Origin of the sequence: Salinicola sp. LHM, assembly GCF_034479735.1 — a bacterium.
GTDB lineage: Bacteria > Pseudomonadota > Gammaproteobacteria > Pseudomonadales > Halomonadaceae > Salinicola > Salinicola salarius.
This window is the reverse complement of the sequence record NZ_CP140261.1, coordinates 3,980,513-3,993,606: the sequence shown is the minus strand read 5'-3', so window position 1 is coordinate 3,993,606 and position 13,094 is coordinate 3,980,513. Positions and strand designations below refer to the sequence as shown.

Below are 13,094 nucleotides of genomic sequence, written 5' to 3'. Positions count from 1 at the left end.
GTTAGGCGAGCCTTCGAGTACCGCGCAACGCAGCCATTCGCTCGTGCAGGCATTTATGCAGTGGTTCCTTAGCCGAAGCGGGCGAGCCGATAAGGCTCCAGCGGCGGCAGGTCGTCCCGGCGGGCCGATGTGGAAGACGCATCGTGTTCGCCGGGGCCGGCCAGGTCGGCGATCATCTCGGCGGTGATCGCCGACTGCGTCAGCCCCAGATGATGATGTCCGAAGGCCAGCAGTACGCGGCCATTCTCGAGGCGGTCGATGATCGGCAGCGAGTCCGGCAGCGACGGGCGGAAGCCCATCCACGGCGTCGCGCCTTCGGCGTCGAGATCGTTCTTGAACAGGCCCCGGCTCAGGCGATGCAGCTGCCACGCCCGACCCATGTTGGGCGGTGCCTCCAGCCCCGCGAACTCCACGGTGCCAGCGAGCCTCAGGCCGGTTTCCATCGGCGTCATAATGAAGCGACGCTCCAATGAGGTGACCGCGAACGGCAGGCGGTCGGGCTCGCGGGGCAGCATCAGGTGATAGCCGCGCTCGGTATCCAGCGGCACTTGCTTGCCGGTGAGCTGGGCGGTCAACTCTGCCGAGTGGGCGCCACAGGCGACGAGCACCTGCCCGGCCTCGCGTTCGCCAGCATTGGTCGTCACGGCGACGCCTTTCGCGGTCAACCGAGTCGACTGCACGGTTTCCTGCTCGAAACGAACGCCTTCGCGCCGGGCGGCTTCCACCAGGGTTGTGACCACCCGCCACGGATCCAGTACGTGGCCCGTGGCGGGAAAGAACAGCCCGCCCAGCAGCGCGTTCGAGAGCTGCGGCGCCGCGCGCCGGATCGCGCTCCCATCCCACAGTTCGACCGGCACCTGCTGTTCGCGCATGCGAGACTCGAGCGCTTCCAGCTTGGCGTGCGACTCCGGCTTTTCGTAGACCAGCAGCGAGCCATCGGCCTTGAGCAGATGGCTGCCGTCGACCGATGCCAGCAGGCGCTGCCACGCTGCCAGGCTGCGCTCGTTGAGGGCGCGGATGCCGGCCACGCTCTGTCGGAACGGCGCCGGGCGCAGATTCAGGACCAGCCGGGTCAGCCACGGCAGCGCGCGGGGCAGATATTTCCAGTCCAGCCGCAGCGGCCCCATCGGGTCCATCAGCATGCCGGGCAGCGATCTGAGAATTGAGGCGTCGGCGATCGGGAAGACCTGCTCCGTGGCCATGTGTCCGGCGTTACCGTAGGAGGCGCCACGTCCCGGCTCCTGTTTGTCCAGCACCAGCACGCGCTGGCCCTGACGCGCCAGCGCCAGCGCGCTGGTCACGCCGACGAGACCGGCACCGACGACGATGATATCGGTATCGGGCGAAGCCGAAGGGGATGAGTCCGACATGCGCTACCTCATGACCAGGGCAACAGAGGGAGTGAAGGGCGACAGCGTATCAGCCGCTGCGCAGATTCTTTTCCAGCACCGCCGCGATGCCTTCCGCGGCGTCCTTGATGTGGTTTTCCAGCAACTGGCACGCCTTGTCGACGTCGCCCAGGCGCGCCAGTTCCAGCAGCTGACGGTGCTCGAGTTCCGCCTTCTCGATCTGGCGGGTATAGAGCAGCTGCATGCGGATATAACGCCCGGATTTGGTGTTCAACTGGCCGATCATGGCCAGCGTCTCGGGCAGCCCGGAAGGGGCGTACAGCGCATGGTGAAACGCGAAATTGTAGTCGCTCCAGTTGTCGATCTGGCTGCCGGAATCGAGCGCGGCGTCGTACTGGCGCAGGATGCTCTCGGCGTGATCGAGATCCGCTGCCGTCAGGTTCGGAATCGCGTAGCGCAGCACGTAGGTCTCGAGCAGCACACGCAGATCGAACAGTTCGCGGATCGCCGCCACGGAGAGTTCGGTGGTGAAGGCGCCGCGATGGGCGTGAAATTCCACCAGCCCCTCGGATTCCAGGGTCAGCAGCGCCTCCCGGACGGGAATGCGGCTGACGTCGTAGTCCTTGGCCAGCGCATCCTGTCGCAGCTGGGAGCCGCCCTTGAACTCGCCGCCGAGAATGCGTTCGCGCAGGTCGTCCGCCACGTGCTGGGCTCGGGTCTTGAAAGTCGCCATGAAGTGCCATCGTGTCCACAAAATGTTGGATATTGTATGCAATCCAGGAGGCGCTCGCCGACTTTTCACGCCGTTTCCCGTCTCGCCGGAACGCAACACCGGCTCTGGCGAGAGTGGTCATCGACCTGCTGGCAGCCCTTAGTCGACGTTGCCGAGCTGCGCCGACCACTGCTTGTACCATTCACGGAACAGCGCGTACTGGGTCTCGACGTAGCGCCGCTGGGCGTCGCTCAGGGCGTCGCTCTCGTTGAAGTGCAGTTCGTAGGCGCTGTCGCCGTTGAGCACCATCAGCTGCTTGTAATAGAGCACCAGATCCACGCCTTCATCGAAGGAGGAGAGCACCGCCAGCGCCGATTCCAGCTCTTGGGCCTGGCGCCGGGCCACGAGATCGCCCTTGGCGGCCTTCTCGCAGAGCGCGACCAACTGCAGCACCTCTTTCGGCAGCGCGTTGCCGACCCCGGTGATGGCGCCGGTGGCATTGCAGTTGACGAAGCCGTGGAACACCTGGGTGTCGACGCCGACCATCAGGCTGACCTCGTCATCCTGGGAGGTGATGTGCTCGGCCGCGTAGCGCAGGTCGTCTGCACCGCCGAACTCCTTGAAGCCGATCAGATTGGGATGCTCGCGACGCAGCTCGAAGAACAGCTCGGCGCGGGTGGTGAAGCCGTAATAGGGGCTGTTGTAGATCACCGCCGGCAGCTCGGGCGCGGCCTTCAGAATCGCCGAGAAGTGCGCCTTCTGGGCGGCGGGGGCGGTACCGCGGGAGAGCACGCGGGGGATTACCATCAACCCTTGCGCGCCGACCCTGGCCGCATGGGCGGCGTGGGAGACCGCTTCCTTCGAATTGACCGCGCCGGTGCCGACAATGACGGGTACGCCGGCGGCGACCAGTCGCGCCACGCCTTCCTGACGCTCGGCCTCGCTCAGCAGCGGCCAGTCGCCCATCGAGCCGCAATAGACCACCGCGCGCATGCCGAGATCGACCAGCTCGCGACCCTTGGCGACCAGCGCGTCGTAATCCGGCGTGCGGTCTGCGGTGCAAGGGGTCATCAGGGCGGGAATGCAGCCGGTGAAGATGGAGTCGTTCATGGTTGTCCTCTGAAATCCGTGAATGTCTGTCGGGAATGGCTTTTCGGGAATGGCTTTTCGGAAATAGCGTTTCGAAAATAACTTGCCGAACGGCTACGACGCGGTGATGCCCCAGGCAAACGGGTCGTTCTCGTCGATCAGCAGCGTGGCGTCGGCAGTCATGTAGGCGTTGCCGGTGATGGAGGGCAGTACGCGATCGCCCTGCCACTCGTAGCGCCCCTCGAAGCGGCTGCCGGTGATGCTGGCCTGCACCCAGGTCTCGCCGGGGGCCAGCTTGCCGTCCGCCGCCAGGCAGGCGAGTTTGGCGCTGGTGCCGGTGCCGCAGGGGGAACGGTCGTAGGCCTTGCCGGGGCAGAGCACGAAATTGCGACTGTCGGCCGGTTTGCCGGTGCTGGTGTCGTCGGCGGCGAACAGCTCGATATGATCGATGTGGCCGCCGTTCTCGCCGGTGATCGCCTGTGCATCCAGCGCCTGACGGATCGCCCAGGTGAAGGCCGTCAGCGCTTCCTCGTTGGCCAGCGTCACCGTCTGGTCATGTTCGCCGACCAGGAAGAACCAGTTGCCGCCCCAGGCGATATCGCCATGCACCACGCCGTAGCCGGGCACCTCCACCGGCACGCGCTGGCGATGGCGGTAGGCCGGCACGTTGCGCACCGTCACCGCGCCGTCTTCGTGCAGCGTGGCGCTGACCGGGCCGACGGTGGTGTCGATCCGGTGATCGCCGGGCTGGATCATCCCGAGATGATGCAGCGACGCCACCAGGCCGATCGTGCCGTGACCGCACATGCCGAGATAGCCGGTGTTGTTGAAGAAGATCACGCCGCAGGTCGCGCCCGGCGTGACGGGCTCGCAGTAGAGCGCCCCGACCAGGACATCGTTGCCCCGCGGTTCGAGCAGGCAGGCGCGCCGCCAGTGATCGTGGGATTCCCTCAGCGCATCGCGCTTCTCGACGAGAGTGTCGCCGGGCAGCGTCGGGAAGCCGGACATGACCAGGCGTGTCGGCTCTCCTCCGGTGTGGGAATCGATGACATGGATGCGCTTCATGCGTATTTCCTCCGATCCGGGTGGCCCCGCAAGACATGGGAAGGCGTCGCGACGAGAAATGTCGCGAATATTGTAGATTTTATACAATCTTCACAGCGCGATGGGAAGCGTACCGCGCGAGAAATGAGGGATGAAACAAAAAATTGTCGGAGCGATTTTTGACGCCGCACAGTGACGGCGATCAAAAAACCGGCACTGGAGAGTGCCGGCAACGGGAGAGAACGCGCGAGGCGTTCAGCAGACAGAGCGGGCGCTTACGAGGCGACGGCCGCTGCGACCGTCGCGCGTCGCATCGCCATGGCATAGAAAGTCGCGCCGAGTGCGCCGCCGATGAAGACCGAGAAGTGCCCCAGGTCGCCCAGCGGCAGGAAGTTGATCACGATGCCGATCAACGATGCAGCGACCACCGCCTTCACCGCGGCCGGATTGAAGCCGTTGCGATACCAGTAGGGGCCGTTGGGATCGACGCTGAACAGGGCGTCGACATCGATCTCGCCCCGGCGGATGCGGTAGTAGTCCATGATCAGGATGCCGTAGAGCGGGCCGATGGCCGCCGCGAGCAGATCGACGGTGTAATGGATGATCTCCGGATTGCTGAACAGATTCCACGGGGTCAGAAAGATCGAGCCGACAGCGGCGATGAAGCCGCCGGTACGGAAGCTGATCTTGCTGGGCGCCATGTTGGAGAAGTCGAACGCCGGCGCGACGAAGTTGGCGACGATATTGATGCCGATGGTGGTGGTAACGAAGGTCGCGGCGCCCAGCACGGCGACGAAGGTATTGTCGAGGCGGGAAACCGTTTCGATCGGATCGTCGATCATCTCGCCGAACACCGGCAGTGTCGCCGACACCATCATCACCGTGGTCGCCGAGAACACCAGGAAATTGACTGGCAGGCCCCAGAAGTTGCCCCGCTTGACGTCGTCGAAGGTGCGCGCATAGCGGGTGAAATCGCCGAAGTTGAGCGTCGGGCCGGCAAAATAGCCGGCGACGATGGCGGCGGCGATCACCATCTGCCACAGCTGCTCGCTAGGTGAGAGCTGGATGTCGCTCAAGGTAAAGCTGATGTTGGACCAGCCCGCCTGCCACACCAGCCAGGCGGCCAGGGCGAACATCACCAGATAGACCGCCGGGCCGCTCCAGTCGATGAAGCGCCGGATCGAATCCATGCCGCGCCAGAACACGATCGCCTGCAGACACCACAGCAGCATGAAGCTGATCCAGCCCAGATAGGAGAGGCCGAGAAAGCTGGGGCCGGCCAGCGATTCCATGTCGGGGAACAGGCGCAGGATCACGATGGTCAGGGCGTTGGAGGCCAGATAGGTCTGAATGCCGTACCACACCACGGCGATCAGGCCGCGGATCATCGCCGGGATGTTCGCTCCCAGCACGCCGAACGAGAGCCGGCAGATCACCGGGAACGGCACCGCGGCTTTCTGACTCGGTCTTGCCATCAGGTTAGCGAAGATCTGCACGATGCAGATACCGATCAACAGCGAGATCAGCACCTGCCAGCCGGCCAGGCCCAGGGCGAACAGGCTGGCGGCGACCACGTAGCCGCCGACGCTGTGCACGTCGGAAAGCCAGAAGGCGAGGATGTTGTACCAGTTCCAGTTCTGCCTGGTTGGCGCGAGATCGGCGTTATAGAGCCGGTCGCTGTACTGGTGGGGCGAGTGGTGCGGTTGCTGTGGCATGGCGGATGCCCTCCGCAGGGTGGTTTGTGATTGTGGTTCCTGTTTTTGTATACAAGATGCGTGCCATATCCGTCATCACAACGAGAAGAGAGAGTCGCAAACGATATGGGAAGGGGTCGCTTCTGGAAAAGACGCCAGCGCTCAAACTTTTAACCCAAAGACCAGCGCATGGCATGGTTCCGGCCAAACCTTGCGCCGGTTCATGAACCGAGTGCGGCGAGCAAGCTTTCGGACCCAATCGGGCTGGAAACGCACAATCGATGTGCGCTTGGATGGCTGAATGCACCATACGAGTGCAGAAAAGAAAAACGGTTTCGTTTTGTATACGATAAAGCGCTAGATTGAAGCGAAGCTAGATTGGAACGAAGCTAGATTGGAACGAAGCTAGATTGAAACGAAGCACCAAGGGGAGAGAGTCATGCTGGAATTGAAGGCCCAGAAGCTGACGCCGGAGGCTTTCGCGCCGTTCGGCGAGGTGATCGACGCACGTGTCAGCGAGTCATTCCCGATCAACGGCGGGCGCACGCAGCGCCATCACGATCTGGCCCGGGTGGAGATCCTGGGCGCCCCTTCGCGGCCGCTGATCAGCGTGTTCGTCAGCCAGCCGGTCACGCTGCCGCTGGAGCTGGAACTGCTCGAACGTCATCCGCTGGGCAGTCAGGCGTTCATGCCGCTGCACGAAGAGCGCTTCGTCGTCGTCGTGGCGCCGCCGGGAGACGACATCGACCCGGACGAGATCCGCGCCTTCGTCACCGACGGCCGCCAGGGCGTCAACTACCGGGCCGGCACCTGGCACGCGATCCATTCGGTGCTGGAACGGGAAGGCGAGTTCCTCGTCGTTGACCGCGCTGGGGCCGACAATCTCGACGAGCGGCCGATGGCAATCCGGGTGGTGGTCTAGAGTGGATCAGCGGGCGCGAGTCGAGAACGACGATGCCCCGCTAGTGCGGGGCATCGAAAGCATCATTTGCAGTTGGCTCAGGCGGTCTTGCCGCTGACGGCCGTCGCCGGGTCTTCCTCCAGCTCCATGCGCTCGCGTTCGTCATCGATGATCTTGAGCGCCTGCTCCGGGGGCACTTTGGAGGCCGGCGTGACCAGGCTGACGACGACGCCCACGACCAGCGCGACCAGCACCGCCGGAATGCTGGGGTTGCCCCAGAACGCCGTCCAGCTGTCCACATTGATCACCGCCAGCGAGGTCGCGGACGCGGCGATCAGCGTGGCGATGGCGCCCTGCCAGTTGTAGCGCGGCCAGAAGCGCCCCAGCACGCCACAGACGAACATCCCCGCCATCACGGTCGCGATCATGCTGGTGATGTAGCTGATGACGTTGTTGGAGGTCAGCGCGAACAGCAGCGCCAGGCCGATGGTGGCGACCAGCGCCAGCCGCGACAGGCCCACGACCTTGCGTGCCGACGGCGTATGGCCGGTGAACAGCACGTAGACGTCGCGCAGCAGGATCGACACGCCGGCAATGGCATCCGAACTCGCGCTGGACATGGTCGCCGACAGCCCCGCGACCAGCAGCAGCAGGCCCAGCCACAGCGGCAGGATTTCCGTCGCCAAAAACGGGAAGGCGAAGTTGCTGTTGTCGAGTCCGGGATTCAGGGCGTGAGTCGCCATGCCGATGATCGCCGGGATGATCGAGAAGAACAGATAGAGGATGCCGGTGATCACGAACGACTTGCGCACCGAGCCGACCGAGTTGCCGGAGTAGATTCGCTGGCGGTAGGAGGGCGTCGCCAGCACACCGACGGCAATGACCGCGGCGAGCGAGATGGCTGGCACCAGGCCGATCTTGTCGATGCCCAGGAAACTGGTGGCCGCGATGTCCATGTTGGCGCCGAGACCGGAGAAACCGCCGACCTCGAACAGCGCGATGATCGCCATCACGATGAAGCCGACGAACAGCACCACCGCCTGCACGGTATCGGTCCAGATCACCGCCATGTAGCCGCCGATCACGCAATAGACACCGAAGCCCAGCGCCACCAGGATGCGCGCGGTGGTCAGGTCGATTCCCGCCATCCACGAGAGGTAGAGCCCGCCGCCGAGAATGTGCGCGCCCAGCCAGCCGATGCAGGCGATATAGATCAGCACGGCAACGATATTGCGCACCCAGCGATTGGCGCCGACGTAGTAGGAAAGTTCCTCGCTCATGGTCATGAAGCGCAAGCGGCGCACCGGGGCGAACCAGAACGCCAGCAGCAGCACGCCGATGGAACCGCCGATGCCGTAGAGCGCACCGGCCCAGCCGTTGGCATAGCCGACCCCGACCGCGCCCATGCTGGAACCGGTGCCGACCATGGTCGCTACCGTCGTGCCGATGGTAAGAAAGATCGGGACGCTACGTCCGCCCAGCAGGAAATCGTCGCCGTTGCTGCGACTGTTGCGGGACACCCACCATCCGAACGCGATCATGACGAGCACGTAGGCGATGAAGGCCCCGAGGAAAACGTGACTGTTCATATTGACCTCTTATAATTGTCGTTCCGGTCGTTGCCGCGACCGGAGCAGTGTTAAACAACCTGGTCCATAGGGTTTTATGCTGCCGGTCGCGCCCTTGCCGGGGCGCGACCACCTTTCTTACAGATGTTTCAAAGCGTCTCGTCAACGCATTCGATCATCTTTCGAGCGATGCGTACGCGCAGGCACGTATCAGGCCCTGTCGGCGCGATAGCACTTGATGTCCACTTCGACTTTGCAGTCCACCACCAGGTCCTGAACGCTGCAGATCCGCGCCGGCGGATGGTCGCCGAACACTTCCTTGAACACCTTGTTGAACGAGCTGAAGTAGCGCGCGTCGGTGAGCACGGCGGTGACGTGGACCACGTCTTCCACACCGTAGCCGGCCTCTTCGGCGATCTTCAGGCAGTTGGCGAACGCCAGTCGCGACTGTTCGATGATGCTGCCCTCGACGACTTCGCCGTCGGTCATCGGTGTCTGGCCGGAGACGAACAGCCAGCCGGCTGCCTCGGTGGCGCGAGCGAAGGGCAGTTTCTGGCCACCGGTGCCGACGCCGCCTTCGACGCCATAACGTTTGATACTCATGGTTGAATCTCCTGGATTGACGGGATGGGGGATAACGGTTTCGGGTTATCGGGTGAATGAAAAATCATGAGGCGGTGCGGGAAGGCTCCGCCGACAGCCGGGTTCGGCGTCGCAGCAAACGTCCGGCTCGGTATTCGCTGGCCTCGCCCTGGCGATAGCTGACCACGCCGTTGACGATGACCCGCTCGATGCCGCTCGCCCTGGCGATCGGCGCGGTGTAGGTCGCGGTGTCCTCGAGGGCGTCGAGATCGAACAACACCAGGTCGGCGAAGGCGCCGACTCGGATCTCGCCGCGGTCGGTCAGGCCGAAGTTGGCGGCGGAAAGCCCGGTCATCTTGCGCACCGCCTCGGTCAACGGCAGCAGTTTCAGATCGCGGCTGTAGTGCGCCAGCACCCGCGGGAACGCGCCCCATAGACGCGGATGCGGATGCGGATCGTTGGGCAGCCCGTCGGAGCCGACCATCGACAGCGGATGCGACAGCACCAGGCGCATGTCCGACTCGCTCATGTTGTGATAGACCGCGCCGGCCGGCTGCAGACGCCGGGCGGCGTCCATCAGCGACAGCTCCCACTGCTCGGCGATCGCTTTCAGCGATTGGCGCGCCATCTCCGGATGCGGGTCGGACCAGGTGATGAAGATGTCGATCTCGTCGGTGACCTGACCCAGATCCAGCGTCGAGGAGCCGGCGGTATAGGGGTAGCAGTCGCAGTGCACGCTGTGGGAAAGCGCGGCGTCGTCGAGCTTCGCCAGTGCCCTGGGCGCGTTGCCCCAGTTGCCGGCACCGGCGCACTTGAGATGCGAGATCACCAGCGGCGCCTGGCCATGTCTGGCGGTGGCGAAGGCTTCGTCCATGGCTTCGGGGAGCCCGGCGAACTCGTCGCGCAGATGCGTGGTGTAGACGCCGCCGGCGCGGCCGACCGCCTCGACCAGCGCGTTCATCTCGGCGGTGGGGGCGTGATAGGCGTTGCGGTAGGCGAGCCCGGAGCTCATGCCCACGGCGCCCTCGGCCAGCGCCGTTTCCAGCTGCTCGCGCATGGCGGCGATTTCGTCGTCGCTGGCGGCTCGGTCGAAACGATCCATGACCTGGCTGCGCAGGCTAGTATGGCCGATCAGCGCCGCCACGTTGACGCTGGGTCGCGCCTGCTCGATCGCTTCGGCATAGGCGGCGAAGGTGGGGTAGCGGAAATCCTCCGCGCGGCCGAGCAGGTTCATGGGGTCCGGCACCTCGCCGGCCAATTTCACCGGGCTGGCGCTGATGCCGCAGTTGCCGACCACCACCGTCGTGACGCCCTGGGAAAGCTTGGGCAGCATCTGGGGGGTGCGAATCACGTTGGTGTCGTCGTGGGTGTGCACGTCGATGAAGCCGGGGGTGAGCATCAGCCCTTCGGCGTCGATCATTTCGCGGGCATCGGCATCACCCAGATCGCCGATGGCGACGATCCGGTCGCCCTCGATCGCCACATCGGCAATGAAAGGCTCGCGTCCGCTGCCGTCGATGACGCTGGCGCGGCGGATCAACAAATCATGGGGCATGGTGGCTCCTGAAAGCGGCTCGTGACGCTCAATCCCCCAGCGGCTGGCGGTTGTCGCCGCCGCGGTGGGCATCGAGAGTGATCTTGAGTCGTCGCAGCTTGTCGCGGGTGCGCGAGCGGTGGCGCAGCGCCAGACCGAGGGCCAGCATGTCGATGGCGGCCATCATGGCGTAGCGCGACGACGACGGAAAATAGATGTAATCGGTCTCGCGGGCGGCCAGCGGCAGCGTGATATCGGCCACCTTGGCCAACGGCGAGCCGACCGCGGTGACGGCCAGCACCCGGGCGCCGTATTGGCGCGCCAGCTCGGCGGCCTCGACGATTTCCGGGGTGTAGCCGGTGACGGACAGCGCGACCACCACGTCGCTGGGCTCCAGGGTCGAAGCGACCATGCGCGGCAGCAGCGATTGCGGATAGGCGCTGATCGCGTAGCCGAGGCGGACCAGCCGGAACTGCAGCTCCTGCGCCATCACCGTCGACCCGCCGCCGGCACCGAACACCAGAATCTGGCGGGCGTCGTCGAGCATCGCCACCGCGCCCTCGACGTCCGCCTGCTCCATCAGCGTGCGGTTGAGCGCCAGCGTCTGGGCGGCGGTGTCGTAGATCACCCCGAGGCCATCGTCCTCGCTGGCTTCCTGGATGAAACGGCGGCCGGCAGCCAGCGCCCGGGTCAGGCGCGTCTTGAGGTCGCGCACGTTGCGACAGTCCACCGCGCGGGCGAAGCGGGTCACCGTGGCGTCGCTCACCTCGGCGCGCCTGGCGATCTCGCCGATGCTGGCCTCCGCGACGAAGTCGATATCGTCGAAGATCAGATTGGCGACCTTCTTCTCCGCCTCGCGCAGACTCGGCAGGCAGGCGGTGATGTGCGACAAGATGTCGATTTCCTGGCTCACGTTGGGCTCGATAGTCGATAGGCAGTCAGTAGATGTTAGTCACTAACATATTTTTATTTTGTGTGTTAGTAAATACCCCAAAGGGTTGAGAAATAGGGTTGAGACAAAGGACTGGGACAAAGGACTGAGCTGAGACAAAGAGCTGAGAAGACAGACTCGCCCCGGCATTCTTGGTGACGACGATCACCACAAGCACAACATTCACGACAGGAGAAGAACCGATGGCTGACCCGATAACGTCTTCGGCGCCGCCGCAGAAAGGCACGCCGCTTTCGACCCCCGCCAATCTGCTAGCGGACGTGCCGCTGCCGGCGGCGGCGATCTTCGAGGCACCGCTGGCGCACAATCTCGCCTGGATGCAGCGTTTCGCGGACGATCACGGCGCCAAACTCGCGCCCCACGGCAAGACGACGATGGCGCCGGCGCTGTTCAAGCGTCAGATCGAGGCGGGCGCCTGGGGTATCACGCTGGCGACGGCGGTGCAGACGGTGGCGGCGCATGCGCATGGCATCGATCGCGTGCTGATGGTCAATCAACTGGTCGGCCGACCGAACATGGCGCTGATCGCGGATGCCATCGAGCGTGGCCTCGAATACTACTGCGTGGTCGATGGTGCCGATAACGTGCGCAATCTGGGGCGCTATTTCGCCGAACGTGGCCTAACGCTCAACGTGCTGATCGAGCTGGGCATCGACGGCGGTCGCTGCGGTTGCCGCGACGCCGAACAGGTCGAGGCGCTGGTGGCGGCGATTGCGGAACAGCCGGCGCTGGCGCTGGTGGGTATCGAAGGTTACGAAGGGATGATCGCTGGTGGCGACGAGGTCGCTGCCGTGCGCGCCTATGGTGAGCGACTGGTCGATACCGTCCGGACGTTGCAGGCCAGCGGCGTGCTCCAGCGCGAGGCGCCGATCGTCACCGCGTCCGGCTCCAAGTGGTTCGATCTGATTGCCGAGGCGTTCGACAAGGCGTTCTTCAAGACTGAGTCGCGCGAACGCTACACGCCGGTACTGCGACCGGGCTGCTACGTGGTTCACGATCACAAGTTGTATGCCGGTGCGATGGACGCCGTGAAGTCGCGCCACCCCGGGCTCGAGGGAGAGTTGCAGCCGGCGCTGGAGGTGTTCGCTCATGTGCAGTCGCTACCCGAACCGGGCCTGGCGATCGTCGCGCTGGGCAAGCGCGATATCGGCCACGAACCGGACCTGCCGTTGCCGCTGCGTCTTTATTCATCGGCCACGGAGAACGCGACGCCGAGCGATATCAGCACGTGGCGAACGACACACATCATGGATCAGCACGTCTTTCTCGAGGTGCCGGCGGATGCCGAGATCGCCGTCGGCGATGTCATCGCCTTCGGTACCTCGCACCCCTGCCTGACCTTCGACAAGTGGCGCCGCCTGCTGCTGGTCGACGAGCGGCTGGAGGTGAAGGACATTCTCGAAACCTGCTTCTGATAACGGCGCCGCATCCGCCATTAAAAAAGTGGAAACGGTTTCCATAAATATTGACGCTCGGGCGTTGCTCGCTTAATTTGGCACCCTGTGAGCATCGGTCGCGGCCATTTTTCCGCGCCGTTGGCTGCACGACAGTCATGCGATGGTTCGCGGATCAGGCCCGGCGGTATCCGGGCAGGCGTGCCATTCCCGAGCGCTCTTCCGTCGGGATGAGACCTAACGAATCATTGACGGAAGTTTGTGGCGAGCCATTG

The 13,094-nt window shown here is 64.4% G+C and carries 11 protein-coding genes; 2 read left to right on the top strand and 9 right to left on the bottom strand.

The window, feature by feature from the left end:
• Positions 1-68: 68 nt before the first annotated feature.
• The 5 genes from R5R73_RS18200 to R5R73_RS18180 form a co-directional block, all read right to left on the bottom strand.
• On the bottom strand, positions 69-1,370 hold the full coding sequence (locus R5R73_RS18200) for an FAD-dependent oxidoreductase (protein WP_322528262.1): 1,302 nt from the start codon (positions 1,368-1,370) through the stop codon (positions 69-71).
• A 49-nt stretch (positions 1,371-1,419) separates the two neighbouring features.
• Positions 1,420-2,082 (bottom strand): GntR family transcriptional regulator, encoded by a 663-nt coding sequence (locus R5R73_RS18195; protein ID WP_322528261.1) that lies wholly within the window; start codon positions 2,080-2,082, stop codon positions 1,420-1,422.
• Positions 2,083-2,220: 138 nt separating this feature from the next.
• Positions 2,221-3,171, bottom strand: a complete 951-nt coding sequence (locus R5R73_RS18190; protein WP_322528260.1) for a dihydrodipicolinate synthase family protein — start codon at positions 3,169-3,171, stop codon at positions 2,221-2,223.
• Positions 3,172-3,264: 93 nt separating this feature from the next.
• A complete protein-coding gene (locus tag R5R73_RS18185; RefSeq protein WP_322528259.1) occupies positions 3,265-4,215 on the bottom strand; it encodes a 4-hydroxyproline epimerase in 951 nt (316 codons plus the stop codon).
• A gap of 254 nt (positions 4,216-4,469) precedes the next feature.
• Positions 4,470-5,909, bottom strand: coding sequence for an NCS1 family nucleobase:cation symporter-1 (locus tag R5R73_RS18180; RefSeq protein WP_322528258.1), 1,440 nt, complete (start codon positions 5,907-5,909; stop codon positions 4,470-4,472).
• A 418-nt stretch (positions 5,910-6,327) separates the two neighbouring features.
• Here R5R73_RS18180 and R5R73_RS18175 point away from each other — a divergent pair, with 418 nt between their 5' ends.
• Positions 6,328-6,810 carry an ureidoglycolate lyase gene (locus R5R73_RS18175; RefSeq protein ID WP_322528257.1) on the top strand — a complete coding sequence of 161 codons (483 nt, stop codon included), beginning with the start codon at positions 6,328-6,330 and terminating at the stop codon, positions 6,808-6,810.
• Between the two features lie 77 nt (positions 6,811-6,887).
• On the opposite strand, the gene R5R73_RS18170 is transcribed toward R5R73_RS18175, so the two are convergent.
• The 4 genes from R5R73_RS18170 to R5R73_RS18155 all read right to left on the bottom strand — a co-directional run bounded on the left by R5R73_RS18170 (position 6,888) and on the right by R5R73_RS18155 (position 11,386).
• Complete coding sequence (locus tag R5R73_RS18170) at positions 6,888-8,378, bottom strand: sodium:solute symporter family protein (RefSeq protein WP_322528256.1); 1,491 nt, start codon at positions 8,376-8,378, stop codon at positions 6,888-6,890.
• A 189-nt stretch (positions 8,379-8,567) separates the two neighbouring features.
• Positions 8,568-8,960, bottom strand: coding sequence for a RidA family protein (locus R5R73_RS18165; RefSeq protein WP_071231068.1), 393 nt, complete (start codon positions 8,958-8,960; stop codon positions 8,568-8,570).
• Positions 8,961-9,024: 64 nt separating this feature from the next.
• Positions 9,025-10,494, bottom strand: a complete 1,470-nt coding sequence (locus R5R73_RS18160; RefSeq protein ID WP_322528255.1) for a D-aminoacylase — start codon at positions 10,492-10,494, stop codon at positions 9,025-9,027.
• 28 nt (positions 10,495-10,522) lie between these two features.
• Positions 10,523-11,386 carry a MurR/RpiR family transcriptional regulator gene (locus tag R5R73_RS18155; RefSeq protein ID WP_087719620.1) on the bottom strand — a complete coding sequence of 288 codons (864 nt, stop codon included), beginning with the start codon at positions 11,384-11,386 and terminating at the stop codon, positions 10,523-10,525.
• 221 nt (positions 11,387-11,607) lie between these two features.
• Between R5R73_RS18155 and R5R73_RS18150 the strand changes: the two genes are divergently transcribed.
• Positions 11,608-12,840, top strand: a complete 1,233-nt coding sequence (locus R5R73_RS18150) for an amino acid deaminase (RefSeq protein ID WP_322528254.1) — start codon at positions 11,608-11,610, stop codon at positions 12,838-12,840.
• Positions 12,841-13,094: the final 254 nt, after the last annotated feature.

What these genes read in the sequence shown, in the direction of transcription:
- R5R73_RS18200 (WP_322528262.1), bottom strand. Translation starts at nt 1,370, where the DNA reads ATGTCGGACTCATCCCCTTCGGCTTCGCCCGATACCGATATCATCGTC.
- R5R73_RS18195 (WP_322528261.1), bottom strand. Translation starts at nt 2,082, where the DNA reads ATGGCGACTTTCAAGACCCGAGCCCAGCACGTGGCGGACGACCTGCGC.
- R5R73_RS18190 (WP_322528260.1), bottom strand. Translation starts at nt 3,171, where the DNA reads ATGAACGACTCCATCTTCACCGGCTGCATTCCCGCCCTGATGACCCCT.
- R5R73_RS18185 (WP_322528259.1), bottom strand. Translation starts at nt 4,215, where the DNA reads ATGAAGCGCATCCATGTCATCGATTCCCACACCGGAGGAGAGCCGACA.
- R5R73_RS18180 (WP_322528258.1), bottom strand. Translation starts at nt 5,909, where the DNA reads ATGCCACAGCAACCGCACCACTCGCCCCACCAGTACAGCGACCGGCTC.
- R5R73_RS18175 (WP_322528257.1), top strand. Translation starts at nt 6,328, where the DNA reads ATGCTGGAATTGAAGGCCCAGAAGCTGACGCCGGAGGCTTTCGCGCCG.
- R5R73_RS18170 (WP_322528256.1), bottom strand. Translation starts at nt 8,378, where the DNA reads ATGAACAGTCACGTTTTCCTCGGGGCCTTCATCGCCTACGTGCTCGTC.
- R5R73_RS18165 (WP_071231068.1), bottom strand. Translation starts at nt 8,960, where the DNA reads ATGAGTATCAAACGTTATGGCGTCGAAGGCGGCGTCGGCACCGGTGGC.
- R5R73_RS18160 (WP_322528255.1), bottom strand. Translation starts at nt 10,494, where the DNA reads ATGCCCCATGATTTGTTGATCCGCCGCGCCAGCGTCATCGACGGCAGC.
- R5R73_RS18150 (WP_322528254.1), top strand. Translation starts at nt 11,608, where the DNA reads ATGGCTGACCCGATAACGTCTTCGGCGCCGCCGCAGAAAGGCACGCCG.